Genomic DNA, 26,253 nt, shown 5'->3' with positions numbered 1-26,253 from the left:
GTGTGGTAGTTCCCGCACGGTTTGTAGTCAGAAGTTTTTTCGTGTGAGCGTGGTTGTGTGGTAGTTCCCGCACGGTTTGTAGTCAGAAGTTTTCTTGTGCGCTCGTTGTTGTGCGGTAGTTCCCGCACAAAATCGCAGGTTCCAGAAGATGAGGATCCATGGAATAGGAGGAGCAAACGCGGCCGAAACAAAACGAACCGTGCTACGGATATAAAAACGAAAAACCGAAACCAATCCAACGAACCGAATCGCCACGAAATCCGAGATCCCAGTCGATCATGGTCACGAAAAAAAAGTAAAAAAGAAGACGAATCGAAGTTACAAAAAACGCAGCGATCACCCATCCGAAGAAAAAGAAATTTCCCCGTTTCGAAGAAAGAAAGTTCTCGATTTCATTTTTGAAGGAGAAAAAAAACGCCGAAACAAGCAAAAGATAAAAAGTAAAATCGACGAAAAAGTAAATTAGAATTATAGAATGTTCTAAAGAACTGACGACGTTGTCGTAAATATACGGAAACGGAAAGCCGTAGATCCTATTGTTCAAAATCCAACCGCCGTCCTCAGGGTGCAGATAAACGACTTCGAATTCTCCGCGAATACAAAAAAACGAAAGAAGAGCGGAAGAGAAAAGCAGGATGAAAAACCGAATCCCTCCCTTCAAAAATGAGGAGTTAAACATACTACGGATTCCCCAAAGACGAAGGGTTTTAGGCTATAGTCCGTCGATCCATGTGATCACTTCGTTGAAGTAATTGTTGCGGGACGTATTGTTGACGTGACTACGGAATGAAAGTTGGGCGTGATCCAAGTCCTTCACAACCTGTCTTGCTCCCGGAAGTTTAGAGGACATTTTCCCGCTCGTTGAAGATACGATTCCGTCGCTTTTGTTCGTGAAACTCGGATTTCCGTTGGAAAGAAAACTGCAACCGATCACGTAGATCGCCTCCGAACCTGGATGACCCGAACATACGCTCATTTCACCGAAAAAAACGGACACCCTGTCGTCTTTGGAAGATTCCGCAAGAAGCCGTTCGAGATAGGGATTAAAGGCACCATCGATGAATTCCGCCGGAATCGGAACTTGATAAGACGTTCCGAGCGCATTCGTATAAGCTAGGTCCTTTCCTCCTTCGGTGCCGGTCATAAATGCGATCAGATCGCCGAGGGTTCCGAAGTTTCCCTGATAACCGGTGGATGCAAACGGAGATCCGAGATACGGCGTTCCCAGGCTGACGACGAAATCGATCACCTCATACGTGTTATTCGAATGATACAAAGCGGAACGGGAAACGAGTCCGCCCATGGAATGCGCTAAAAGAATCACCTTGTCCTCCGGAGAAAAAACCGAGTTTAACTTATCGATCAATCTTCTTCCGTTGTTCTCCACATAATCGGAGGTTCTATACGTAAACGTATAGAGTTCGTAATTCGTCTGTACTTGGAAAAGATCCTGCGAATACATCTCCAAAACATCGTCCCAGGTCCCTCTCAAATTGGAGACCTTCGTAAACTTATCCGTCGGCGGATCCACGTTTTTTTCCTTAAAATCCCATCCGTGTATCAGGACTAGTTTCGGTTTATTTTCCTTGAGTTCCACGGAAGCGACCGCGAATTGGTCCGCGTTGAACTGGGATTTTAACAATACAAAGGGAACGGGGACGAATTTGTAAAGTTCGTGATTGGTTTCCGACCAAAAGGCAAAGGTCAATCCGGAGAGAAACTCTTCCACGATACTTTTTTCCTTTTTAAGATTTAGTCTTTCGCGGACCTTATCCAACGAAAGATTACAGGAAAAGAAAAACAAAAACAAAAGAATCAATACGGGTCTGTTTACGGTCTTCATCGTTTCCTATTCGGCAGTAAAAAACAAAAAATGCAAGAAGATTAATTACAGGTAGGGAAAGGAAAATTCGAAAATCGGAATATAAAAAAAGGATATTTCTCTAAGCCCGTCCATATCCGAAAGAAGAACGTTAGCTGCGATTGACGATACGATCCAGTACTACTCCCGTTGCGACGGTAACGTTGAGAGAGGACAAATTCCCGTGCATCGGAATCCGAAGTATAAAATCCGATTTTTCCAAAAGGATTCGTTTGACTCCTTCTCCTTCATTACCCATGAGTACGGCGAGTTCGTTCGGCGAGGGAAGTTTAGACCAATCCTCGGTTCCTCGATCGCTTGTGGATACGATCCAGTAACCGTTTTCTTTTAATAATTCCAAAGTATTGGCGAGATTTTTTACGGTGAAAATCTTCAAAAAAGATAACGCGCCCGACGATACCTTTTCCACCACGGGGGTGATTCCGGCGGATTCGCGTTCGGGGAGAATTACGTTCTTGAAACCGAAACATTCCGCGGTCCTGAGTATATTTCCCAAATTTCCGGGATCTTGGATCCGATCCAAAATCAAAAAAGATCCCGGCTTTCCGGAAAGATATTCCTCTAGATTTTTCTTATCCACGACGTTACGCGAAGAGGGGGTTTTGAGTGCGACGAGACCCTGGTGATTTCTTCCCGGTACGAGAGAATCCAGTTTTGCAACGGTTACCTTGTGGACTTTGACGAAGGAGGGAAGTCGGTTTAATATTTTTTCGACGATTTCGGATCCAGGATTTTCCTTTACGTATAATTCGGCGAACGGAAACGCATGTTCCTTACCTTGAAACGCTTCGGTCAATTCGATCAAAGTGCGTTTGCCGAAGATGTATTCCTGTCTGGCTATTTTCGCCTCCAACGGATTCCGTCCTTCGTGTCTTCGATGAGAATACCTTGTGCAGATAGAAGATCGCGAATTTCATCCGACCGGGCGAAGTTTCTGTTTTTCCGCGCATCCTGTCTTTCCGCGATCAAGGATTCGATTTCGGAATCAATTAAATTTTTTGAATATTCGAAATTCAAAATTCCGAATATTCTATCGTAAAACGAGAATAGATGTATGAACTCTGTCCTTTGTGACGAATCGGAAGCTCCCGCCTCCAGAAAGGAATTCGCCGCTTTGACGGATTCGAATACGGTCGCCAAGGCTTTGGCCACGTTGAGGTCGTCCGCCAATGCTTCTTCGAATTCCTTTTTCCAGGTAAGAACGGAAGCGTCTTGAAATAAAAACTCCGGATCCGGTTTTAGCGTCGGAGACGCTTCCAATAGACGATCCAGGCAATTCTGTAGTTTACGGATATTCGAAGAGGCTTCTCCGATTCGATCCGTGGAAAAATTGAGTTTGGTCCTATAGTGCGAAGAAAGAAGTAGAAAACGGACCGCTTTCGGATCCAATCCTTGTCCGATAAGGTCGCGTAACGTATAAAAATTTCCTTTGCTTTTGGACATCTTTTGTCCGTCCACAAGTAGATGTTCCGAATGAAGCCAAATTCCTACGAAGGTTTCTTCGGGAAAAGCGCCTTCCGATTGTGCGATTTCGTTTTCGTGATGGGGAAACAGAAGATCCACTCCTCCGGTATGAATGTCCACTCCGGCTTTGTACACCTTGCGTATCATCGCGGAACATTCCAAGTGCCAACCGGGCCGCCCGGTTCCGAGAGAGGTTTCCCAAGACGTTTCGCCTTCCAACTTGGGAGCTTTCCAAAGTACGAAATCACGCACGTCTTCCTTTTCGTATTCGTCCGTGTCGTAACGGGTTCCCGTTTGCATTCCGGATACGTCTATCTTACTGAGTTTTCCGTAGTCGCGAAATTTCTGGATCGAAAAATAAAGACTATCGTCCTTTTCGTAGACGAATCCCTTCTCTTTGAGTTTGTGAACGATATCGACCATTTCCTCTATGGAATCGGTCGCTCTCGGATAGTGTTCCAGAGTTTCGGCGGATAGGGTTTTTAAATCCTCGAAAAACGCGGCGGTCCAAGGAGAGGTGAACTCCTGAACGCTTTTTTTGCTCGCGATCGAATCGCGGATGATCTTGTCGTCTATGTCCGTGATGTTCATCGTCATATCGACTCCGTAACCGAGCAGTTTTAGGGAGCGACGCAGTAAGTCCACGAAAAGGAAAGCTCTTAGATTTCCGATATGGGCGTAGTTATAAACGGTCGGTCCGCAGGAATAAACGGTAACGTGTTTAGGATCGGCGGGGGAAAATTTCTCCTTCTTTCCCGTAAGTGAATTGTGGAAGTGGACTTCGATCATTCAGGAAAAAAGATTTCCCTCACGAATTCTAAATTAGCCGCGTTTTGTTTGTCGCCTTTGATTCCCGCCTCATTGCCTTCCGTTGGATATACCTGCATTCGTTTGTCGCAGTTGAGGTGATTGAACAACGCGAACACGGATTTAGGATGGGAGACCTTGTCGTCGAGTCCCACTGAAACCAGGGCGGGAATCTTGATCTTCTTGGAGAAGTTTATACTATCATAATATGCTAAACTTTTTTTCATCGCGGTTTTTTTGTTTTTTGAAGCGTTTAACTGTTCCGCTATTTCCTTGGTCCAACTTTTCCCGAGTTTGAGTTGGATTTCGTCGATATTACAGAAGTTCGGGGTTTCGAGAATGAGACCTTTGATCCGATTGGTGAACGCCGCTCCGAAAAGAGCAAGAGATGCCCCCATCGATTTCCCGGAAAGTATGATCCTTTCCCCGTCGATACCGTCGGTCAGTCGGAGGAATTCGATCGCTCGGATGACGTCGAGATACAAACCTTTCATATAAAAGGAATCCTTTCCATCGAGACCCTTGGAAAAATATCCGGGAGTCCAGTCCGGATCCATCACTTCTCCTTCTTTGAGTTGGGGGCGAACGAGTTGGGAACCGTGTCCTCTGAGATCGATGATGAGTTGCGCGACACCGAGTTCGGTGAGTCCTTTGATGATTGCGGGTCTTTCCTTGCAATAGTCGTGAAAGTGAACCAGGACCGGGAGATCTCCCCGTTTTCGGGGAATGACCAGTGTGCCGTTCAGGGTCGCATTCTGCCAGGACTGAAAGGAAATGTCGTAGATGGTTTCCTTGATAATCGATCCCTTGAGAAGGGCCTTGGATTGTTTTTTGATCGGGAAATTTTTTAGATCCCGGATCGCCTCGGACCAAAATTCATCCAGGTCGTTCGGAAGGTTGAGTTCCGGATAGGTTTGAAAGCATTCGTCAAAACTGATCGCCATCAGGAAACATCGTTTTCACCGTACCGGTGGTGTAAAGTGTTCTTTTGCCGAATAGAGCGTCTGCAAAAGAAGTACGGAGATCGTCATCGGACCGACGCCTCCGGGAACCGGCGTATAATAGGAGGACCGATCCTTGGCTTTGGAAATTTCTATATCGCCCACGTTCCCGGGATTGTATCCTGCGTCGAGAAGCACCGCTCCGGGGGCGATCCAATCGGCTTGTATGAATTCCGGTTTTCCCACTGCACCGACCACGATGTCCGCTTTGCGAACGATTTCCGGAAGATTCCGTGTTTTGGAGTGACAGAGAGTGACGGTCGCGTTCATTTCCGTAAGGAGCATCGCCATCGGTTTTCCCAAAATCGGAGAACGCCCGACTACGACCGCATTTTTTCCCGCCGGGTCGATTCCGTATTCCTTTAAGAGGAGAACCATTCCGTAGGGAGTACAAGGAAGGTATGTTTCCACTCCCATGGAAAGTTTTCCGAAAGACAGGGTCGTCACTCCGTCCACGTCCTTACGAAGCGCGATACGATCAAAGGCCGCCCGTTCGTCGATTTGAGGTGGAGAAGGATGTTGTAATAGAATTCCGTCCGTGTTCGGATCCGCGTTGAGTTTGTCTATGACTGCGAGAAGTTGTTCGGTGCTGGTTTCTTCCGGAAGACGGATCATCTCCGAACCCATTCCCACGGAATGACAGGCTTTGATCTTCATCGAAACGTAGGTTTCGGAAGCGGGGTTGTTTCCCACCAAGATCGTTGCGAGTTTCGGAATCCGGAGGTTCTTCGATTTCCGTTCTTCGATTTCCGTTCGGATCGTTTCTCTGATTTTTTCGGAGAGTTTTTTTCCATCTAACAAAACCGGATTCATACTTCTCAGGATTTATGGGCGCTCTTCTCTGTCAGGTAAAAAATATCCTTTCCGATCCGACCGAAACGATAAAATGGGTCCATGTCCGAAACACCAGTGGTCAGCATTCATGAAGTAGAGAAACACGTGGATCAAAACGTAACGATCCAAGGTTGGGTTCACGGAATCCGAGGAAGTAACGCAAGACAGTTCGTCTCGCTTCGCACCGGGGGAAGGATCCTGCAGGTTCTCGCCGAAAAGGAGATTTTAGGCGAAGAAGTTTTTCAAACCGTAAAACATCTCCGTCAGGAAACCTCCGTCGCGGTTACGGGCAAACTCGTACGAAACGAAAAATCTCCGATCGGATTCGAACTCGTTTTGGAATCGATTCGGGTCGTGGGTGAATCCGAGAATTATCCGATCACTCCGAAGGAACACGGGATCGACTTTTTAATTTCGCAAAGACATCTTTGGCTCCGGTCTTCGAAACAACTCGCGATTTTACGCGTGCGCGATCATCTCTCCTTCGCCATTCGCAAATACTTTCATGAAAGAAATTTCCTTCTGATCGATACTCCTATTTTGACAGGTTCCGTGGGTGAAAGCGCGGGGACGCTTTTTTCCACGCCGTATTTCGATTTGGGAAACGCGTATCTCGCGCAAACGGGACAGTTGTATTTGGAAACGGCGATCTTTGCACACACGAAGGTATTCTGTTACGGGCCCACGTTTCGTGCGGAAAAAAGCAAAACCAGAAGACATCTTACCGAGTTTTGGATGGTGGAAGCGGAAGTGGCGTTTTCCGGTCACAAGGAAAATTTGGAACTTCAGGAAGATTTCGTAAAAACGGTGATTCGGGAAACGGTTCAACGTTCATTGCAGGATCTGAAAGTTCTGGAACGCGATCCGACTCCTTTGCTCGCCTATCTCGATAAAAAATTTCCGGTGATCGATTATTCCGAAGCACTCGAAATTCTTCAGAAGAAAGGTGAGGATATCGTATGGGGAGACGATATCAATTCCGAACGGGAACAGATGCTGACGACGGAATACGGAGGTCCGATTTTTATCCAGAAATATCCGAGAGAAGCAAAGGCGTTTTATATGAAGGTGAACCCGGAAAATCCGAAAACCGTTTTGAATGCGGATTTGATCGCTCCGGACGGTGTGGGAGAGATCATCGGAGGGTCGGAAAGGGAGGAAAATTACGAAACCATCGTGGAACGTCTTCGGGAGGAAAAACTTCCTGTGGAGTCCTATGATTGGTATTTGGATCTGCGAAAATACGGATCTGTGCCCCATTCCGGATTCGGCCTCGGTTCGGAGCGTCTGATCGCTTGGATCTGCGGATTGGCGCACGTTCGAGAATGTATTCCGTTTCCTAGGATGATGGAACGATTGTATCCCTGATTTTTTTTTCGGAAGAAAATCGGCTCTCTTTCCGATACAAAAAGGAGAGGTATCCTATGGGTCAGAGTTTAGCAGTATCCAACCAAACTTCCGTGGAGGAAACCGCTTGGGAATTATTCGAGACGGGTTCTTACGAAGGTGTGATAGGGATCGCAAAAAAAAATCCGAATCACGTGTTCTTGAATCATTTAAGCGGAATTGCAGAATTCGAATCCGGTTCCGAAAGGGGAATCAATTATTTTCTGAAAGGTTCTTCGGTGCTGACCCCGCTCGTGGAAGCCTACCTTTTGAAAGAGGCAGGTAAATTTCGCGAATCCGCGAAGAAGTTTCGAGAATATTTCCGTGCTTCCTCTGTCCCTGTCGCGTATTCCATTTTGAGAACCGCTATTTTGGTAAGCGAAGACGCGGTAGATTTTAAGACCGTGTTGGATTTGCTGGCGATCTACAAGGCTCGTTTTGCGAACGATTATTTTTGTAAGACGGAATTTTTTTCCAACTATCATCTTAGAAATTATAAGGAAGCCATTCAGGTTTTCGGTGAGAACGCGAAACGTCTTTCCGAAGAGCGGGATGTGATGGGTGCGCTCGGATTGGCGCTCGTGCACCTCGGAAAATTCGACGAGGCAAAATCGATTCTCGAAAAAATCCCGGGTTACGAGGAACTTCCTACCTTCGAAGAAAAGAAAAAGGAATTTTCTGAAAAGATCGCAAGTATTCCCAAGATGGAGGCGAAGAGAAAAAATCTTTCCGTTTCCGAGCTGATCGATTTGGGATTCGCGTATCTTTTTTCGGAAAATTTCAAAAAAGCCGAGGAAGTCTTTGGAGAGCTGATCGCCGCTCAGGCTTAAAAAAATCGGACCTAGTTTTCGCGTTTTTTCTTGGAGGGAAGTTTGTTCCGTCGGGAACGGGTGTGGTTGTAACATTTATCGTGAAAGCGTGCGATGTGTGTGAGTTCCCACGAAAGTTTTACCGTCCAAGCGCGGCCACATCAAAACTGCAAACTGCTTCTCGCAATCATATTCCGAACCTAATCCCCAAAGGCGTCTCTTTATAAATTGACCAGCGCCATCAGGTCGCCATTTTTTGCTTTATTTTCAATGTTCGTATGGATTCGTTTTTTTGCTGATAAAAAATCGATTTGGACTTTTTTTTCGATTTCAAAACGAAAAGGATCGCGGAGATAGATGTTCCCCAATCAACGAATTGAAATTTTTTACCGCCTCGTTTTTGTTTCGTAAGCTGCTTTACGATGAGGCTGCGGGAAAAACAAAATAATAGTTCTCTTTGTGCATGCGGGCGGCCGGCCTGTAAGATATTTTATTCTTCCGATTTTTAAATTTACATTAGTATTTTATTATGTTATGAATAATTTAAATGATATGTAGATTTATGTATCTCCGAAATTAAAAATGAAAATTGAAAGGTCTCGAAAAAGGGAACATGCTGATACGGATCAATTTTTAGGCTTTGCTAAAAAATGAGAACTAAAAAAGGAAAACTTCCTGCGTTCTTACGTGCGTCGAATTCGCGGAAAATACTCTATTCCTTAACGATAAAGGAGCTGCGATCCTTAATCTGTCCTGGCCGGAGCCCTCTCATAAAAGATCGTCCGTCCTCTATCGCAGATATTAGCTAAGGAAAAGAATTTCGAAAATTCGAAAAGCCTGGAGGCCTAAAAAAACTGTTTCGATCATAAGTTGCGTTTTGTGGATTCAAACAATAAATTTTTGTCATTGTATTGTTTGAGCCGCGAAAGCGTTCCGGATGCCGATTGTGCCGTGTAGAGAAACGTTTGTATGTCATCGGAATTCGACTGTTCCAAAGGATCGGATTGTAGATCGTTTTCTTTTTCGGAAATCCCGAAATCTCTCCGACTTATTTCGGTATCATCGCAGATAAATTTTATTCCCGATCTTCATGCGAAAATCATGCGATTCGATTATTCTAATCATCACGCAAACAAACAAGCTCTTTTATTGTCTACGTAAAATGCGGCCCATGTCGAAAGGCCTCGTTATCTTGGAGCGCGATCGAACACGGCTCGTATTTTTTATTGATCCGGTTACGTGCGTAATCGATGTTTTCACAAATCACTTTTTGATTTTATATGTGGAGTATAGGTTTCTTCGGCTCTGTAGGGTTTCCTTTTGCGGTGAATTTTACGCTCGAAATTCTCGATTCGTTCTGATTCGTAAAAAAAGTGAAGTATCTTTTTTTAACGTGCGGCTTCGATTCTTCGTTTCAAAATCCTTAATATAGAATTCTGGATGTCTCTCATCAAAAAATCCCCCCAAAGTGACGCGTAAAAATTAAAACGCGTTGATAAACGATATTTGCTTCTGAGGTGAAGGATGATTTTTGTTTTCTTCTTGTTATTGAGAATTTCATGATGTTCTAATTCGTATTCACCCTGCAGAGCGTCGAAAAAAGCGCCGCCAGGGACTACGTGCGGATCGAGCGTAGTAATCGGAGTCAGATTCGGATCGGCTTTGATCTCGAATCGCAACTTTCGATTTCGATTCCATTCTGTGATTGTCTCGTAAAAAATCAGCCCTCTTTCGAATCTCGCTTCGCGCACGCCGCCTAAACCTTCGTAAGAGAGAGTGGCTTCCAGCGGCCTCGGAAATCCCATACGATAAAAAAATCCTTCTTCCGTTTTTTCAAGTTCTGGAATACGAATGATATTCTTCCAAATCGTTTCGGGAGTGGATTCGATCGAAATTTTAGTTTCCACGGAGCGGATTTCGTTCGGCAGTTCCCAGTATGATTCAAAGTAACCGGATACGAGAGGCAGAGAAAGAAGTGCGAACCCTGCGAGCAGATTCATTCTGCCTCCGGGAAAAACGTAAAACCAAATTCCGATCGCTATTCCACCTAAGCTCGATAAGGCGAGGTAGATCGGAAGTCCCATGATAAGACAAATCATACCTTCGAAATTCACAACTAGGGCGAAAAACATCGCGAGAACCGTCGGAATCCAAGGAAAAAATATTTGAAAGAAGATAGAGCGACGTGTTTCCTTTTCCGCCCCGTACACCGCAAGGATTCCGATCACGAACGGAAGCACGAATACCCCTCCGTAAGCCATCGTCATTCCTAATGATTTCAAGGACTCGATCCGTAGGATCCATTGAATTCCTAAGGAATACAATGCGGGAATAACTGCAGGAAGGAAAATCGATCGTAACTTCATCGATAAAAAGGAGCATATTCGGCCCTAATGGCAAGGAAAAAGCATCTCGAATTTAATCTGAGTTCCACCGATTGTTTCGTGAAAAATAGGTCTAAGCTCGGATTCGTACGCGTTTCTACGAACTTCGTATAAATGCGTCGTGAATCTGCGTTGCAGTGTCGCTCGAGGGCGTTTCTACGAACTTCGTATAAATGCGTCGTGAATCTTGCGTTGCAGTGTCGCTCGAGGGCGTTTCTACGAACTTCGTATAAATGCGCTCCGAGTTTTCGCGGGGAGCCACGGTTATATAATACAGGCAAGGAGGATTTCGTATTTGTTGTAGTAATTCCAACGTTTATCCTCGACGGATTTGTCTTGCGGAAACCAATAGCGGAATCGGGGAAGATTTTCAAACGATGAATGCCCGTTTTTTTACGTATCTTTTCTTAGGTTCGATTTTTCTTTGTGTTTACGAAGGACTTGTCCTTTTCTTGCATAGCCGTTCCGATTCGGTAGAAGTTCGTCTTCGACCTTCGGAGTTTCGTAGAAATTCCATCCTCTGGCCCTTGGATTGTGAATACGGAGCTCGATCCTCCGGATCAAACGAAAAATCCGAACTTCCTTCCGAGGTCTGCGCAGACGCCGTCGAAACGATAAGAAAAAAAATTCCAAACGATTGCGATTTCACCTCGATCGAAAAGGATAAAAACGGCTTTGTCGATCTGCACCGATACGCGGATTTTTTAAATGAAACACCGCTCCGATTTTTTTCTTTAGGGAACGGAATATTTCTCGGAGAACTGCTTTGCCAACGAAGCGCATATAATCAAAATAGAATATACTTTATTTACGATGAACGTTTCATCCCGGCGACTACGAAATTATTGACGTTTACGGCATACGAGTTTCGACTCGCGAAGGACGGTTCGATTCAAAGAACGCCTTTCGAAAGCGTGAACTGGATCCGATTTTACGATCCAGAGCACAAGGAGTTCATCGCTTTTTTAAAGGGGAGGGGAATGGGTGATTGCGGTCGTTACTTCCGTTATCGCTTAACGAACCAAAACGAACCTATCCTTTCCGAAATGCGGGCAAAGCTGGAATGCGACGGAAGAAATCCTTATTCATCCGAGGAAATTCCTCTATTATGGCAAAAATACGAAGAACCGTTCGATCCTTTATTCGCGTTTAAAACGAAAATCCGAAAGTTGATGGAAAAAAAGTTTCCACAATCGTGTCTCTTCCTATCTCGGAAAGTCTCCGAAACGGATCTCACTTATCCTTTAGAATGATCACTTTACAATTCTTTAATGCAAGTTTGGTTTTAGGAGACGCGAGAAGTTTTCTCGCGTCCTCAGCGGCCACGACCGGATTCACCGGATAATGACCTGTGACGCCTAACGCGGTCACGAAATACGGTTTGGTTCCTGCGGTCGGAGAACGGAAAGCCTCTTCCGGTGTTTTCATATAAGTCACATACCCGTTTTTGACGGCGTTTTCTTTGGGAATGAAAAAAGGGGAATATATGCTGTTCCCTTCTTCCGAAAGGATTTCGGGAAACAAAGCCGCTTCCAACTTCAGATGTCTCGCGTCCACGATCAAAGAAGTGAATTCCGCGGCGATCGTTGGGGCCGGGTATTCGGGAAACGGTTCCGTATCGTAGGGCAGAAAGACGTAGTTTAAAATTCCCCGTTTCCCTTTGAACTGAATCGTGCCTTTGGCGATGGAACGATTTTCGACGAAGCTGACCGAAGTCAGAACGGGTTCGATCTCGTAGATCTGATTGAAAATCTCCCGAAACATCGAATCTTCTTTGATCTTCTCGCGAAGCGTAAAATCGGAATCGAGTTTGAGCGTATCAATTTTACGGAAAAGAAATTTTTTCAATTCTTCTTCCGCGTATAAGGCCGCTTTTTTCCGCGCCTCCGTTAGATTTCTCGCGGTGTTTTCCGCTCCCCAATCCGGATCCTGGACCGAGTAGGTAAGTTTCGGTAGTTTGAATTCGAGCGTTTTTTGAATTTCGCCTTTTTTCCAGTGGATGATCGTATCCGTAAAATCCCTGGTTTCAAACGGAAAATACGAACGGGTCGTAAATAAACAGATTAGCATCGAAACGAGGAGTCGCAGTTTAGAATTCATAAGTCCGCACGGAAATAAATAATCTCTACTTATTTATTTCGGCAGATCCGCGAATTCCCTTCTTAAATCTTCCCGGTTCTGGACAAGTTTTGCGGGTGGAAGGGATTTCAAAAGATCCTTTCCGTAGTTTTTCGTAAACATCCTCGGATCCAAAATCGAAACGATTCCTGTATCCGTTCCCGATCGGATCAGCCTTCCGAATCCCTGTTTCAAAACGGTACACGCATACGGAAGTTGCAGTTCGGAAAACGGATTACCTCCGGATTCCTTGAGTTTTTCGCTTTTCGTTTCCAACACTGGATCGTTCGGAACTTGAAACGGAAGTTTGGCGATTACGACCGATCGGAGTTTATCTCCGCGGATATCGATTCCCTGCCAAAACGTGGAAACACCGAAAAGCACGCTGTTCGGCGTTTCCAAATACATCTGTTTGGCGCCGTCCGCTCCTAATTCGGATTGGGAAAAAAGAGGCAATTCCGTATGAGGTCGGATCGCTTCGTAAACCGCCTTTAAGGATTTGAAAGAAGTGAATAATACGAACGTATTTCCCTGCGTCAACTCGATCAGCCAAAGAATCTGTTTCGCGAGGTCCGCGTGGTATCCGTCCGGATCCGCGACCGGGTCCCTGATTTCTTTCGGCACATACAAAAGCGCGTTTTTCTGATACAGAAAAGGCGAAACAACGGTGAGATTTCCCGAAGGAATATCGCCGATCTTTTTTTTGAAATACTTAAAGTCGTTTCCCGAAGTGGACAACGTCGCCGAGGTGAACACGATCGACTGCATCTTGGGGGCGAATAGATCCCGAATGATCGCGTCGGGGCTCATAGGCTCCATGCAGATTTTATAATATATTTCCTTGGAATTCTGATCGGGAGGCTCTATCCAGTAGACGAGGTTGGGGTCCTCCAAACGGCGGAAAGACTCTAACCCGACGGCGATCTCCTCCAATCGACCGACTAACATCTCTAAGGTGAGGGACGTTTCCCGTTCGCTCACGTCCTCGCTGTCCTTGGTCAATCTGGCCAGATGTTTTTGCAGGATATCCACGATCCGGACCAAAATCTCCGCGAAAGCTCCTTTGTCCAAACGCAGAGGTTTTTTGATCCGCTGCGGACTGTAAAAGTTCAATGGAACTTCCCCGGAAAGCGCGTTAAAAAACGCGGTCAGAGATTCCCCCGCCTTCGCGGTGAGTTCCTTGAGTTCGCTCGAAGAGATCGTTCCGGCGATTCCGGTGTTTTTATTGGGAAGCCAGATCTGCTGAAGCAGTTTTTGAATTTCCTGGGAACGTATTTCCTGTCGAAACGAAGAACCGATGATATCCGGAAAGTTATGCGCTTCGTCCAGAATCACTCGACTGAATTCGGGGAGGATATTGAAGTCGCTTGCGATATGCGCCGCGAGCAGATGATGATTGACGATCAGGATGTGACTTCGTTTCCATTTTTCCCGCTCCAAAAAATAATACGAATGGGAAAAGTTGGGACAATTCCTCCCGAGACAATTGTCGGCCTCGCGTGTGATCTTATTCCAAAAATCATAGGACGCGGTTCCCGGAAATTCCTGTTTTCGTCCCGACTCCGTTGTTTTGATCCATCGGTTGAAGGAATCGATATGCGGAATCATCTCCGGTCCGAAGGTTCCTTCCCGCAATACGTGATTCATCTTACGTTTGCAAACGTAATTGGAGGCGCCCATCGCCACTTCGGCGCGCAGTTCCGTCCCCAAAAGTTTGGAAACCATGGGAATGTCTTTTAACAAAAGCTGTTGTTGCAAAGATTTGGTTTCGGTGGAAACGATTACCGGTTCCTCTCGTTCGATCGAAACCAAAGCCGCGGGAATGAGATACGCGAGGGATTTTCCCACTCCTGTTCCGGCTTCCGCGATGAGATGTTTTCCTTGGAACAGGGATTCTTCTATCCTTTGGGAAAGTTGTATCTGACCCGTTCTGGGTTCGAAGTCGTCCCAGAGTGAGGAAAGTTTTTCGAAATAGGGCTGCGAACGGCTCAATGGTTTCTAGTTTTAAAAAGTTTGAATATGCAAAAAATGGAAAGCGCAGTCACTAAAAACAGGGAAAGAAACATGATCGAAGTTCCCTGCCAATTCAGACCTTCCGTTTGCGCCAAGACGATCATTGTGTTTGTCCTCTTTTTTCCTTATATACCAACGCGTAGTGTACGAGAAGGACGATCAGACTAAACACGACCAAAATTCCGAAAAACACGGACTTGGCTACCAAGGCCTGCTGCTTTGCGACTTCCACCATTTCCGAAGTAAAATTTTGTCCTTTTGCGATTCCCTGGGCGATCATCGTATCCGCGTTCATCCGGTCAAAATGACCGGGTAGGTTTTGGAAAAGAAACGCCACGAAAATCACGAGCAAAAACGCCGGTGTTACGTATTGTATCACGAACCAGAAAAACTTCGGAAGTTCGAGATGGGATCCTTCGTTTCCGTCTTCGAGCCCTTTTTTTGCTCCGACTTTCCAGCCGAAGAGAATGATCTGAATGCTCGCCAAAATAAAGATTAAAATCGTGCCGATCCAGAAATCCGCGAGTTCCAACGCTTGGAAGTTTTCGTTGAAATACAAGATAGGAAAACAAAGACCGGCCGTGAATAAAAAAAGGACGAAAACGGAAGTACGTCTGCGGATCCCGAAGGATTCCTCCAAAAAGATGATTCCTGGTTGTAACATCGTGACCGAAGAAGTGAGCGCCGCGAGGAATAATACGAAAAACCAGATGGCACCGAAAAACTCTCCGCCCGGCATGAGAGAGAAGACGGAAGGAAGCGCGATAAAACCCATTCCGAACATACCGAACTGAGTGATCGAACCGCCTAAGAACAGATAGGCGACCGGGATCGTCACCATTCCCCCGATGGCGACCTCGATGAATTCGTTCAACGATGCGGCGGACAAGGAGGAAAGAACCACGTCGTTGTCTCGTTTTAAATAACTCGAAAAAACGAGTGCGATTCCGAAACCGGCGGAAAGAGTGAAAAAAATCTGACCGGCGGCGGCGATCCAAACCTCCGATTTCAAAAGCGCGGACCAATCCGGGTTCCACATCCTACCTAGTCCCAGATCAATGTCGTCTAACGTAAGGACTCGCACTAATATTACCGCGGAACAGACGAGCATCAGGGGAACCGCGATTTTGGCGAAGGTTTCGATACCTTTGGAAATTCCGCGATAAACGAGCGCAAAATTTAATACGAAACAGGTTAGGGTCGCGTAAAAAATTTTCCCCGAAATCGCGTCTCCGTTGGCGCGCGCTCCCGTGATATCCAAATAATAATTTCCGGCGGCTTGTATGATTTCAGACTGCGGAACGTTTCCGTTCGCGTTGAATCGGATTTGTCCCGTTAAAAATTCGAAGGAATAGGCTAGACACCAAGCCTCAATAAAAACGTAATATACGTAGATGAGAATGGGAACCGTGACTCCGATGGCTCCGACGATCCGAAGGGGAAAGCCGGAAAGAAAACTTTTGAACAAAAAGGGAGCGCTGTGACCGGTGCGGCCTCCCATTCTCCCCATAATCCATTCTGTGATACAGACGGGAATTCCGACCAAAATGAAACTGATGATATAGGGAACCATAAAGGCACCGCCGCCGTTTGCGACCGCTTGTCCCGGAAATCGGATAAAGTTGCCGAGCCCGATGGCTCCGCTGGCAACGGTGAGAATCAATCCGGTCCTGGATTTCCAGCTTTCTTTGGGGGGTTCCTGGCTCATACGTACACTTCTTGCAAAACGTACGCCAATCTTCTCGTTGTCAAAAGAAAAGCAAAAGGGCTTTCAAAAAATGGGACATAAATAGGGGAAAGGCAAACGGAAGCTCGAAAGAAGCGTTCTTTTGTGTCGGGAAAGGCGAAAACACGGTCGAGAAAGACTTCCTCTTTTGCCGGGAGGCCCTCTTTCGTTTGATAAATGTCAATATGGCAGAAAAAATGATTTTTTCTAAATGAGGTTCCGTCTAAAAGGAAACGAAAGAACCAAGTGGAACGGAGAACGATCGATGAAACTGGAAAAATTGACGACGAAGTTGAACGAAGCGCTTCGGGACGCACAAACCCTGGCGGAGAATTTAAAAAATCCCGAAATCGGGGAAGAGCATATTCTCCGGGAAGTTTTGGCGCAGACCGACGGACTGGCGCCGCTCCTTCTTTCTAAACTCGGTTTGTCACCGGGTGCGTTTTTGAGGGCCACGGAAGAATCGATCCAAAAACTTCCGAAACTAGAGGGTTCCAACGCCGATCTAGGATTTTCCCGTTCGGCCGTATCGCTTCTGAAATCCTCGGACGAAATCCGTAAGGATCTCAAGGACGAATACCTTTCCACGGATCATATCCTTTTGGGATCGGTAAAAAACGGGAACGGTTCTTTAAAGGAACGTTTTGCCCGTCTTGGATTAGAATATTCTAAATTACTAAAAACTGTTTTGGAAAATCGAAAAGGAAAAACCATTATGGACGACTCACCGGAAAGTAAAACGGACGCATTGGGCAAGTATGCGAAAAATCTGAACGAACTCGCCAAACAGGGAAAACTCGATCCTGTCATCGGAAGAGACGAGGAGATCCGCAGAACGATCCAAGTCCTTTCCAGAAGGACAAAAAACAATCCGGTTCTCATAGGAGAACCCGGCGTCGGTAAAACCGCGATCGTGGAAGGCCTCGCCAATAAAATCGTTCAAGGAGAGGTTCCCGAAGGAATCAAAGACAAAACCTTATATACGCTCGATCTCGGTTCCATGATCGCAGGCGCCAAATATAGGGGGGAATTCGAGGATCGTTTGAAAGCACTTCTCGACGAGGTCAAAACCTCCGACGGGGAAGTGATCCTTTTTATCGACGAAATTCATACACTCGTGGGAGCGGGCGCTACGGAAGGCGCGTTAGACGCTTCGAACATGCTCAAACCGATGTTGGCGCGGGGAGAGTTGCGTTGTATCGGTGCCACCACTCTCAAAGAATATCAGAAATACATCGAAAAGGACGCGGCCCTGGAAAGGAGATTCCAGCCCGTTTTGGTAAAAGAACCTTCGGTGGAGGAAACGGTGACGATCCTTCGCGGTTTGAAGGGAAGATACGAACTGCACCACGGAATCCGAATCCAAGACGCGGCGTTGATCGCGGCGGCCACTCTTTCGAACCGTTATATCACGGATCGTTTTCTGCCGGATAAGGCGGTGGATCTGATCGACGAAGCCTCTTCCAAGATGAGGATCGAAATCGATTCCATGCCGGAGGAATTGGATCGGGCGAGTAAACGGATTCAATCGTTGCGGATCGAACGCGAGGCGTTAAAAAAGGAGCAGGACACCGCATCCAAAGAACGCCTCAAAAACCTGGAAAAGGAACTGGCGGAACAGGAAAACGATTTCCAGGCTCTCAAAGCCAAATGGGATCTGGAGAAAGAAAAAATTTCCAAATTAAAACAGATCCAGGAAGAGATCGAAAAATACAAGAATCTCGAAGCGGAGGCGGAACGAAGAGGGGAGATCAATCGGGTAGCCGAAATCCGTTACGGAAAACTCGTGGATCTTCAAAAGGAGCTCGCGGCGGCAAACGAGGAGCTCAAACAACAATCGGCGACCTCCCGTTTGTTGAAGGAAGAAGTTTCCGAAGAGGATATCGCCAATATCGTATCCCGTTGGACCGGAATTCCAGTTTCCAAAATGTTACAAGGAGAAAAGGCAAAACTTCTTTTGATGGAGGACGCGCTTAAGAAAAAAGTAATCGGACAGGATCACGCGGTTCGTTTGGTTTCAGAGGCGGTACAACGATCCAGGGCCGGAATTTCCGATCACAATCGTCCCATCGGTACCTTCCTATTTTTAGGACCTACCGGTGTGGGGAAAACCGAAACCGCTAAGGCGCTCGCCGAATTCCTGTTCGACGATCCGAACGCGATGCACCGGATCGATATGAGTGAATATATGGAAGCCCATTCGGTCGCGCGGTTGATCGGAGCCCCTCCCGGTTACGTGGGTTACGACGAAGGAGGGCAACTCACGGAAGCGGTACGCAGAAGACCGTATTCTTTGATCCTTTTCGACGAGGTGGAAAAGGCCAACCCGGACGTGTTCAATATCTTTCTTCAGATTTTGGACGAGGGGAGATTGACCGATGGAAAGGGGCGTAACGTGGATTTTAAAAACACGGTGATCATCCTAACCTCGAACCTAGGTTCGGAGATCTTGGGATCCTCCGAATATTCCGCGGAAGAAAAGGAACGGTTGGTGGAACAACGATTGAAAAAACAGTTCAAGCCGGAGTTTCTGAATCGTATCGACGAAACGATTCTGTTTCATCCGATTACGAACGCGGTCATTCATAGAATCGCCGAGATTCAGCTGGATCTGTTGGTGCAAAAGGCCAAAGAAAGCGGCTTAAACGTGGCCTACACCGATGCGCTGAAGGACTACGTGGCCAGGGCTGGTTTTGACCCCGAATACGGGGCCAGACCTCTCAAACGTCTGATCCAAAGGGAAGTAGGAAACGCGCTGAGTAAGTTCATTCTTCAGGGAGAATTCTCCGAAGGCCGAAACGTAAAGGTCGATTATAAGGACGGAAGAATTCAAATTCTTTAATATAGTTTTCCGGGGCGGGGACGGGACGCCCCGGAATCATTTTTGTAATACCATATTCCTGAGTTCTTTCGGCGAAAATCCAGTGAAACGGATACAGGCTCTATGAAACGGAGAATATGAATTGAACCCGCATTCCAAACCGATGTCGATCAGGTTTCGGTTGGTTTCCTCGAGGATCAGACGTTTGGCTTCCTCGATCCGATTCTGATTGATGAAATCCGTGAAACTCATATTCTTATACTGGTTCAGATATAACGAGGCCTGATGAACGGAAACGCCTAGATAAGCCGCAAGATCGGGAAGTCTCAATTCCTCGTCCAGGTATCTTTTTTCCTCCAGAAAAAATTTCAGACGTTCCTCGATTCGATTCAGATCGCTTTCTTTGAGCAGATTCTTGTTTTCGGAGACGTCCAGTTTTTTGCGCGGGGTTTTGGGTTGTGTAAGTTGGGCCGAAACGTTTTCCTGATGACGGTTGATTTTATAGGTTAGGGAAAGAGAACGAATCGTTTTTTTATCCGTGATCATCGGATAATAAATTTCCAAAAGATGGAAATACACGAGCAGTAATCCAGGTATAAAATTGGAAACCTGTCTGAAACGGATGTCTCCGCGTAAAATTCCGATCAGATCCAAAAGTACCGAGAGGCACATAAAAAAGGAAATCAAAGCGAGGTTGAAATAAACTCGGGGAAGTTTTCGTGTTCGGATCGAACTGGTGATTTCCACCAGAGTGTAACTAGTAATCAAAGCGCAGATTGCGTTCCCCGCGACGTTCATTGCGGTCTCGTTTCTAAAAAACAAACTCAGAAAAAATAAGGCGCCGAACGTTCCCGTAAGACACAAACCGATTTCTTTACTCTTTACTTCGTTTAAGCCGATGGATCGACGCATCAGATAACGTACGATGGCGCAGGAGAAAATCACCAAACCGAAGTAGAGTAAGGAGAGGTTGTATTCGGATCCCATTTCCATACCGGGTTCGGGTAAGGAGCCGCTTGCCTCGAAACCCAAGGCCAAAAAGAGACCGATCGCAAGAAACGTTATTCCGTAGATGAGATTGACCCGATTTTTTTTATACCGAACCAACCGCAGAACCCCAATGGAAAATCCCAAATAGGCTCCGATCAGTTGGAGATGTTGAACGATGCTTTCGAACGTAAATGTCATATTTTCACCTAAAACCCGAATCGCCTTTTTGATTTACGCATTTCGTCAAAAGCCAAAAACGAACCGGGTCCGAACAAAGTAATTATCAAAGATCTTCGGGGAATTCGCTTTTCTTCGAAGCCCAGCGGGGAAGTCCCGCACGGACGTAGGTGCAAAATCATCCCGGATCGATCCGTTTCAGAAAACGAATCGAAAAGAAAAAATTTTTCCCTCCGAAGATATGCCAAAAACCTAACCCTTTTGATCTTTGATTCTAAGCAACTTCTAGAAAGCGGAGTTTCTTTGGCAATGAACTTGATATAAGCTAGGAACACTTATTTATAAAAGAGTCCGTGGATTATAGTTTTAATTCGATAACTTTTTGACGTTATGTGTAATTATAAATCAATATCTGCCAATTTGAATGAAGAAATAATAAATTTCCTTTATCCAACGGGAATTCGTCAGATAGAAAAGATTGGTGAAAAAAAACTCTTTCTACCGCAACTGTGGAAGATGTGGTAATGATTCTGTGAAACGATTGCAAAAGTGTGCTCTTTTTTTCGTGTAAGATTTCATTTGGAAGCGAAGGATCGTTAACAATTGATTCTTCTGAATTTGCTGATTTTTTTCCTCCAATTATAAAGCAACAAGAAGCGTTTAAAAATCGGGTGTATTCTTTTGTGAAAACGGAGGTTTTCCATGAAAGAAAAAGAGATACAAAGCCCGCTTTTCACTCGAAAAAAAATCCTGGGAAATGGATTCCTCTGGTGCACAATATTCCTTTTTTCTTGTTTGGGATCGGAGAAAGAGCCCGGTTTTAAGTTCTTCTTTTTTCCGACTTCGTTACAAAATTTCACCAATTCCCCGGTTTCTCCCCCAACCGTAACTCCCAATCAAGCGAATCTTTCCGTCGGGGGAGGAAAAAGTTTGTACAATGGAGTGTATTATGCGTCCCGCGTAGCGGACGGAGGTTTTGGATTGAATGTGGGAGTTTCCTTAGCAAACGTGAGCGAAGGATCGATCCTAAAGATTTGTATGAATGAAACCGGCTGTGTGAATCAGTCCCTTCTCTTTAACGGAAGCATCGGCCCGGGGATCGGCAATTTGGATCTCAACCTTAAGATTCCGGACGAATATCCCGTGGTTCCCGGCGGGAATACCTTGAATTTCGCCGTAGTCAAGGATTCTCAAATCGTAGTACAACGATCTGTTTCAACGATCTACGATGTAAACGGCCCGACCCTGACGTTTTCCGCTTCCGGCGGATCTTACTCTTCCGCACAAACCCTTTCGATTACCTGCACGGATTCCGTTTCCGGATGTCAGAACGTGATTTATACTGCGGACGGTCAAAACCCGTCCTTGGCGCTCGGGAACGATTTTGATCCTCTTCAGATTTCCTTAGGCTCCGTATTTCCCTCTTCTTTGAACATTCCTGTCGGAACAACGACCATTAAAGTTTCCGGTTCCGACCGAGCCGGGAATATCACCGGACCTCTTACGGCGACCTACGTAATCACTACGCCGCCTTCCGGAGGAGGGGGTTCGACACCGCCCACAATTTCCCTAGACTCAGTGGATAATTCCATCACCAACGGAACCAATCAAAGTGTACTTCACTGGGATTCCGACACGATCGGAACCTATTCGGTGGTTCCCAGTGGAACGGATTGCACGAACATTCCTCCCGGGGACGTCCTCGTTTCCGGAACGTTGAGCACACCCGGTTCCGTCGATACTACGGTGCCTTATTCGAGTTTATCCGGAGGCAGCAATTCTTTAACGTTATGTTTTGCCGATGCCTCCGGTCAAACCGATTCCGTTGATTTCACTTTGGTCAATGATACGACGGCTCCTACTTTGGTTTCCTCTTCTCCCGCGAATTCGGCGGTGGATGTGGACGTTTTCAATCGTAACCTCATCCTTACGTTCAATGAAAACATGCAACCGGATACGAGTGTGGAAGTACACGCGTTCTTGACCTACGGAGTCGGAGGAGGCGCGACGACGACCGAATTGATTCTTCCTACGAGTTTGAGCGCTACTTGGATTTCGGAAACAGTTCTTGCGTTGGATTTGGATACGATTCTTCCGGAATTTACCGCGATTAAAATACGAATTCTCGCTTCCGATCTCAAGGACGTTGCAGGGAATACGATTGCGGGAGACGCAGCCGGTTTCGTGAACGTAGTTTATACTACGGGAGGGATGGTGGCTCTACGCAATATCATCGATTCCAATCAACCAGGTTGTTTCGACGCGAGCGGGAACGGGGTCGCATGCACCGGTTCGGGACAAGACGCGGCGTTTACGGCCACTCCGAACGCGCAGGTGATCGGAGTTCCCACGTTCTTGAGCGGATTTACCTCCGATCCAGTGACGATCGATTCCACCAGCGGACTGACTTGGAGAACCTGCGTGCAAGGGATGGAATGGACCGGCGCAACCTGCGGAGGAACTCCGACGGAAGTGAACTGGACGCAGGCGCTTGCGAGTTGCAGCGCTTTGAACGAAAGAAATTCGAAACAGGGTTATGCTGGAATCAAAAACTGGAGATTGACCACGATGGACGACCTTCATTCCTTGATTACGTTTCCGGACGCGAATTCCGGTTATATCTTTTATCCAACGGCGAGTTTTCCGGGATTCCCGAGTAACGGTGCCGGTAATCAGAGATTTTGGAGCGCCACGACCTATCGACAGAACAATACGGTCGCGTTCGTGATCCGGAATTTCGGTGCGAGAGTGTTTACGTATAACAAAAACAATTCGAACGACGGATACGGTTATTTCGCGCTCTGTGTAAGTGGAAATCCGTAATATATAAGGGGAATTTTATGAAGACAAAGATTTTATCGATCATCGTATTTTCTATCTGCGGTATTTTCGATCTACAGGCATATACGGGTCCGTTTTCGGATCCGGGAAACGGAACGATTTTGGACCAAAAAAGCGGTTTGGTTTGGCAAAAGTGCGCATCCGGACAAGGAACCGCCGGGGATTCGTATACGGCGTGTGGAACAGGAACCGCAACGACGTATACCTGGGCCGACGCATTAGCGTATTGTAATGGTCTAAACTTGAACGGAATTACCGGTTGGCGGTTGCCTTCCGTGAAGGAGTTAGTTTCTCTGGCGGATTACTCCAGAGCCGCGGCTCCTGCGATCGATACGACCTTTTTCCCGGCGACGACGGGAAGCTACTGGACTTCTACGAATCACCCATCCGGCTCCTACAGGAATCACGCGTATTTCATCGCGTTTAACGCGGGTACCTACGATACGGTGGTCAAGACCACGGCGTATCGCGTTCGTTGTGTGCGTTGACGAGCGTTCGCGTAGATTTTCGATCGGGGAAAAGCGGGAGGGATGGAGGAAGATGGGATTCCGTTTTTTCGATTTAGCATTTGCCCGCGGTTGTGCCGGAATTCGCCAAGAAATTTTCGGAGTTCCGAGGAAACGAGCGCGATCTTTCGGAATAATAAAAAAGGGAAGCTACGCTTCCCTTTTTTATTAGGAATTTAATGTTTTTCTAATATTCAACTTTTTGAAGGAATAGTTCTTCTTTTTTCATTTTGAGAGCTTTGGAAGCCATGTTTTTAAAATCTTCAGGCGGTTCCAAAAGGCCGAGTTCCACCTTAGAAAGGAAGGGCGTGGATACTTTCAGTTTTTTCGCCATATCGTATTGTTTAATGCCCAATTCCCTGCGTTTCGCCCAGAGTTTATTGGTGAGACCTTCCGTAAATTCGGGATATACGTCCTCTACGGGCATCTCGTTAAACAGTTTATCAAGAGTGGTTTTCAAATATTTTGCACAGGATTGTTTGAATTTTTCCGTGGGATCCTGGCTTCCAGTTTCGATTTTGGACAGATAACTGGGAGAAACTCCTAGCGCTCTTGCCATATCGTATTGTTTAATACCCCGCTTTTTACGAAGCATATAGATGTGGTTTTTCATTCAATTCCCCTCTAGTCCACCAAGCTATTTTTATCGGACAAGAATTCAAGAAAAAATTTCCAACGTGCTCTTCTTGGAAATTCAATGATTTTCTTAAATAAGCCAAAAGGATTATGAGAACTATGTAAAATGCTGGTATTCTAAATTAGAAAAAAATCGTTCGGCAACGGCCGGGATCATTTCCGAATAGTTTTGAAAGTATATTAGTTTTTTCGAATTTACTAAAGCTGGTCCGGAGACAAGGTGTTTCGCTCTTTTTTTGAAAATTCGTCCGTGCAGTATTGCAGAGGAGGGCGGTCTTGAGGATCGATCCAAACCTTCGATCCCCGAGACAAACTTGGAGGATCGAAGGATACGAGAAGTGGAAAACGGCCCGATCTTTTTAGATTTGTCCCGCTTTCAAACTTTCAGAAGCGATTTTGAATTCGTTTTCCGATTTTAGTTTGGAAAGGTAATCTTGGAAGAGGGATTGTTTTTTCGACTCAGTCAGTTCGTGTTTGATTCTGTCTTTGACTTTTCCGAAATCCTCCGGAACTCTTTCATTCGGATTGGTCGCAGATGGTTTCGCGTATGCGTAGAGTTTCCCCGCTTCGTAGGTGTCCCGTATTTCCTTTTCGGTTACTTGAATGTTGGAATCCGTGGAACGATTTCGAATCAACATAAACAAAACCGATCTTCCCAAAATCGGTAGAGTTTTCTGGAATTCTTTCGTTTCTTTCAAAGACTGCACGTTTTTGGAATTGGAAGAAATTCGGATCGGTAGATAAATCTGCGTATAAAAGGAGATCTGGTCGTTTTTCTCCTCTTCCGGAGTGGATTTGCGTTTTTGCAGAATCGGAGCGATCTTGTTAAACTCGGTCAATAAATCTTGGAAGAGAAATTTAGCTCCCGTTTTGTCTTCCAACAAAACCGTCTCCGGTTTTAATGATTTTACGAACTCAGGAGTCAAATCCACGATTTTAAGTCCGCTTTGTTCCTTTAAAGAATCCATTTCCCGTTTCCAGGCTTCTTTTAAAAAACGATTCCCGTAGTGCTCCGCGGTTTGGTTCGCTCTTTCTTTCACCGCAAGTTCCGAATAAAACTTCGCCGCGTTTTTTTCGTCTTCGGTTACACCTTCTTTGGAAACGGACTTGAGCGCCAGGTTTTTCATTTTTTCCAATTCGTTTTGGAAAAACTTATCGATCTTTTTCGGATATATCTTTTCGATCCGCTCCACACGAAGGATATAATAATTTCCTTGTGCTTCCTTTTGGAGAAACGTTCCTTTTTTTTCGGCGGCTTCCTTCAACAGGGAAGTAAAGGGATCGTCTCCGCAATTGATACAATGCGGTTCTAATCTTCCTCCCACCGATCTTCTTTGGATTTCGTCGGTGTTTTTGGAGATAAATTCCGCGACTTCCGATTCGGACTTCAAGGTTTGAATTCCTTGCAACAAGGACGCCGTTTTCGCCGCTGCGTCCGGGCCCGCTTTGATAAAAAGAATTCTGCCGAACGCAAATTCCAACATTCCCGATTTCATGACGTTTTCGGAAAATTGTTTTCTGTAATCGTTAAAGAGGATCTGCGGTTCCACAAAACTCATGATCCGCGCGTATTCGTCCTTTGTTACGACGTTCGAGCTGCCGTTCTGCGCTTCGGCGATTTTCTGAATGCCGAGTTCCTCCACGATTTTGGCTTGTGTGGCGACCGACGCGTTATTCGAATCGGGTTCCACTCCGCGGAGTTTGTAATACGCTCTTAATTCTTCCCGAGTTACTGTTCCCGATTTGAAAGATGCTAAGACGTCTGAATCCCTGCTGCAGTTCATCGCAAACAATACGAGCAGAGAAGAGAGTACGGTGAGAGATAGGTTCTTTTTTTTCATGAAATTGTTTCTTGAAG

The 26,253-nt window shown here is 46.0% G+C and carries 20 protein-coding genes; 6 read left to right on the top strand and 14 right to left on the bottom strand.

The features are described from left to right. Positions 1-202 precede the first annotated feature (202 nt). The 6 genes from EHQ17_RS02755 to folD form a co-directional block, all read right to left on the bottom strand. Complete coding sequence (locus EHQ17_RS02755; protein ID WP_135595773.1) at positions 203-679, bottom strand: hypothetical protein; 477 nt, start codon at positions 677-679, stop codon at positions 203-205. Positions 680-712: 33 nt separating this feature from the next. After that, positions 713-1,843, bottom strand: a complete 1,131-nt coding sequence (locus tag EHQ17_RS02750; protein WP_135595772.1) for an esterase/lipase family protein — start codon at positions 1,841-1,843, stop codon at positions 713-715. Between the two features lie 130 nt (positions 1,844-1,973). Continuing rightward, positions 1,974-2,735: a 23S rRNA (guanosine(2251)-2'-O)-methyltransferase RlmB gene (gene rlmB / locus EHQ17_RS02745; RefSeq protein ID WP_135595771.1), complete on the bottom strand. Its 762-nt coding sequence runs from the start codon at positions 2,733-2,735 to the stop codon at positions 1,974-1,976. After that, the gene (cysS, locus tag EHQ17_RS02740; protein WP_135595770.1) at positions 2,720-4,135 is read right to left on the bottom strand and encodes a cysteine--tRNA ligase; all 1,416 of its coding nucleotides are present in this window, start codon (positions 4,133-4,135) and stop codon (positions 2,720-2,722) included. Before cysS ends, rlmB begins: the two co-directional genes overlap by 16 nt. After that, positions 4,132-5,097: an acetylxylan esterase gene (locus EHQ17_RS02735; RefSeq protein ID WP_135595769.1), complete on the bottom strand. Its 966-nt coding sequence runs from the start codon at positions 5,095-5,097 to the stop codon at positions 4,132-4,134. The genes cysS and EHQ17_RS02735 overlap by 4 nt, the downstream gene beginning before the upstream one ends. Before the next feature lie 15 nt (positions 5,098-5,112). Further along, on the bottom strand, positions 5,113-5,967 hold the full coding sequence (gene folD, locus EHQ17_RS02730) for a bifunctional methylenetetrahydrofolate dehydrogenase/methenyltetrahydrofolate cyclohydrolase FolD (RefSeq protein ID WP_135595768.1): 855 nt from the start codon (positions 5,965-5,967) through the stop codon (positions 5,113-5,115). Between the two features lie 81 nt (positions 5,968-6,048). Here folD and asnS point away from each other — a divergent pair, with 81 nt between their 5' ends. Together asnS and EHQ17_RS02720 are read left to right on the top strand one after the other, a co-directional pair. Further along, positions 6,049-7,356 (top strand): asparagine--tRNA ligase, encoded by a 1,308-nt coding sequence (gene asnS / locus EHQ17_RS02725; protein ID WP_135595767.1) that lies wholly within the window; start codon positions 6,049-6,051, stop codon positions 7,354-7,356. Positions 7,357-7,412: 56 nt separating this feature from the next. After that, complete coding sequence (locus EHQ17_RS02720; RefSeq protein ID WP_135595766.1) at positions 7,413-8,204, top strand: tetratricopeptide repeat protein; 792 nt, start codon at positions 7,413-7,415, stop codon at positions 8,202-8,204. A gap of 1,367 nt (positions 8,205-9,571) precedes the next feature. On the opposite strand, the gene EHQ17_RS02715 is transcribed toward EHQ17_RS02720, so the two are convergent. Beyond that, entirely contained in the window at positions 9,572-10,465 is an 894-nt protein-coding gene (locus tag EHQ17_RS02715; RefSeq protein WP_425460670.1) for a hypothetical protein, read from the bottom strand. Positions 10,466-10,944: 479 nt separating this feature from the next. Between EHQ17_RS02715 and EHQ17_RS02710 the strand changes: the two genes are divergently transcribed. Beyond that, on the top strand, positions 10,945-11,820 hold the full coding sequence (locus EHQ17_RS02710) for a DUF1176 domain-containing protein (RefSeq protein WP_135595765.1): 876 nt from the start codon (positions 10,945-10,947) through the stop codon (positions 11,818-11,820). Here the strand turns inward: EHQ17_RS02710 and EHQ17_RS02705 are convergent. The 4 genes from EHQ17_RS02705 to EHQ17_RS02695 form a co-directional block, all read right to left on the bottom strand. Continuing rightward, positions 11,801-12,637, bottom strand: a complete 837-nt coding sequence (locus EHQ17_RS02705) for a hypothetical protein (RefSeq protein ID WP_425460671.1) — start codon at positions 12,635-12,637, stop codon at positions 11,801-11,803. The two genes, EHQ17_RS02710 and EHQ17_RS02705, sit on opposite strands and share 20 nt — an antisense overlap. Positions 12,638-12,700: 63 nt before the next feature. Then, positions 12,701-14,677, bottom strand: coding sequence for an ATP-dependent DNA helicase (locus EHQ17_RS02700; RefSeq protein ID WP_135595763.1), 1,977 nt, complete (start codon positions 14,675-14,677; stop codon positions 12,701-12,703). Continuing rightward, on the bottom strand, positions 14,674-14,802 hold the full coding sequence (locus EHQ17_RS20245) for a hypothetical protein (protein WP_281276470.1): 129 nt from the start codon (positions 14,800-14,802) through the stop codon (positions 14,674-14,676). The genes EHQ17_RS02700 and EHQ17_RS20245 overlap by 4 nt, the downstream gene beginning before the upstream one ends. Beyond that, the gene (locus EHQ17_RS02695) at positions 14,799-16,406 is read right to left on the bottom strand and encodes a sodium:neurotransmitter symporter family protein (RefSeq protein WP_135595762.1); all 1,608 of its coding nucleotides are present in this window, start codon (positions 16,404-16,406) and stop codon (positions 14,799-14,801) included. The genes EHQ17_RS20245 and EHQ17_RS02695 overlap by 4 nt, the downstream gene beginning before the upstream one ends. A 283-nt stretch (positions 16,407-16,689) precedes the next feature. Here EHQ17_RS02695 and clpB point away from each other — a divergent pair, with 283 nt between their 5' ends. Beyond that, on the top strand, positions 16,690-19,266 hold the full coding sequence (gene clpB / locus EHQ17_RS02690) for an ATP-dependent chaperone ClpB (protein WP_135595761.1): 2,577 nt from the start codon (positions 16,690-16,692) through the stop codon (positions 19,264-19,266). A 36-nt stretch (positions 19,267-19,302) separates the two neighbouring features. Here clpB and EHQ17_RS02685 read toward each other — a convergent pair whose 3' ends face one another. Further along, positions 19,303-20,433 (bottom strand): helix-turn-helix domain-containing protein, encoded by a 1,131-nt coding sequence (locus EHQ17_RS02685; RefSeq protein ID WP_135595760.1) that lies wholly within the window; start codon positions 20,431-20,433, stop codon positions 19,303-19,305. Between the two features lie 681 nt (positions 20,434-21,114). On the opposite strand from EHQ17_RS02685, the gene EHQ17_RS02680 reads away from it, so the two are divergent. Continuing rightward, positions 21,115-23,235, top strand: coding sequence for an Lcl domain-containing protein (locus EHQ17_RS02680; RefSeq protein ID WP_135595759.1), 2,121 nt, complete (start codon positions 21,115-21,117; stop codon positions 23,233-23,235). Positions 23,236-23,252: 17 nt separating this feature from the next. After that, positions 23,253-23,741 (top strand): Lcl C-terminal domain-containing protein, encoded by a 489-nt coding sequence (locus EHQ17_RS02675; RefSeq protein WP_135595758.1) that lies wholly within the window; start codon positions 23,253-23,255, stop codon positions 23,739-23,741. Positions 23,742-23,946: 205 nt separating this feature from the next. Here the strand turns inward: EHQ17_RS02675 and EHQ17_RS02670 are convergent, their stop codons facing one another. Together EHQ17_RS02670 and EHQ17_RS02665 are read right to left on the bottom strand one after the other, a co-directional pair. Further along, positions 23,947-24,354: a helix-turn-helix domain-containing protein gene (locus tag EHQ17_RS02670; protein ID WP_135595775.1), complete on the bottom strand. Its 408-nt coding sequence runs from the start codon at positions 24,352-24,354 to the stop codon at positions 23,947-23,949. A gap of 400 nt (positions 24,355-24,754) precedes the next feature. Further along, positions 24,755-26,236, bottom strand: coding sequence for an LIC12015 family putative lipoprotein (locus tag EHQ17_RS02665; RefSeq protein WP_135595757.1), 1,482 nt, complete (start codon positions 26,234-26,236; stop codon positions 24,755-24,757). Positions 26,237-26,253: the final 17 nt, after the last annotated feature.

This window comes from Leptospira gomenensis (genome assembly GCF_004770155.1).
GTDB classification, from domain to species: domain Bacteria; phylum Spirochaetota; class Leptospiria; order Leptospirales; family Leptospiraceae; genus Leptospira; species Leptospira gomenensis.
This window is presented reverse-complemented; position numbering and strand designations above follow the sequence as displayed.

Coding starts and splice junctions, on each gene's coding strand:
- EHQ17_RS02685 (WP_135595760.1), bottom strand. CDS start 20,433: ATGACATTTACGTTCGAAAGCATCGTTCAACATCTCCAACTGATCGGA.
- asnS (WP_135595767.1), top strand. CDS start 6,049: ATGTCCGAAACACCAGTGGTCAGCATTCATGAAGTAGAGAAACACGTG.
- folD (WP_135595768.1), bottom strand. CDS start 5,967: ATGAATCCGGTTTTGTTAGATGGAAAAAAACTCTCCGAAAAAATCAGA.
- EHQ17_RS02750 (WP_135595772.1), bottom strand. CDS start 1,843: ATGAAGACCGTAAACAGACCCGTATTGATTCTTTTGTTTTTGTTTTTC.
- EHQ17_RS02755 (WP_135595773.1), bottom strand. CDS start 679: ATGTTTAACTCCTCATTTTTGAAGGGAGGGATTCGGTTTTTCATCCTG.
- cysS (WP_135595770.1), bottom strand. CDS start 4,135: ATGATCGAAGTCCACTTCCACAATTCACTTACGGGAAAGAAGGAGAAA.
- EHQ17_RS02665 (WP_135595757.1), bottom strand. CDS start 26,236: ATGAAAAAAAAGAACCTATCTCTCACCGTACTCTCTTCTCTGCTCGTA.
- clpB (WP_135595761.1), top strand. CDS start 16,690: ATGAAACTGGAAAAATTGACGACGAAGTTGAACGAAGCGCTTCGGGAC.
- EHQ17_RS02720 (WP_135595766.1), top strand. CDS start 7,413: ATGGGTCAGAGTTTAGCAGTATCCAACCAAACTTCCGTGGAGGAAACC.
- EHQ17_RS02695 (WP_135595762.1), bottom strand. CDS start 16,406: ATGAGCCAGGAACCCCCCAAAGAAAGCTGGAAATCCAGGACCGGATTG.
- EHQ17_RS02710 (WP_135595765.1), top strand. CDS start 10,945: ATGAATGCCCGTTTTTTTACGTATCTTTTCTTAGGTTCGATTTTTCTT.
- EHQ17_RS02705 (WP_425460671.1), bottom strand. CDS start 12,637: ATGCTAATCTGTTTATTTACGACCCGTTCGTATTTTCCGTTTGAAACC.
- EHQ17_RS02670 (WP_135595775.1), bottom strand. CDS start 24,354: ATGCTTCGTAAAAAGCGGGGTATTAAACAATACGATATGGCAAGAGCG.
- EHQ17_RS02680 (WP_135595759.1), top strand. CDS start 21,115: ATGAAAGAAAAAGAGATACAAAGCCCGCTTTTCACTCGAAAAAAAATC.
- EHQ17_RS02675 (WP_135595758.1), top strand. CDS start 23,253: ATGAAGACAAAGATTTTATCGATCATCGTATTTTCTATCTGCGGTATT.
- EHQ17_RS20245 (WP_281276470.1), bottom strand. CDS start 14,802: ATGATCGTCTTGGCGCAAACGGAAGGTCTGAATTGGCAGGGAACTTCG.
- EHQ17_RS02735 (WP_135595769.1), bottom strand. CDS start 5,097: ATGGCGATCAGTTTTGACGAATGCTTTCAAACCTATCCGGAACTCAAC.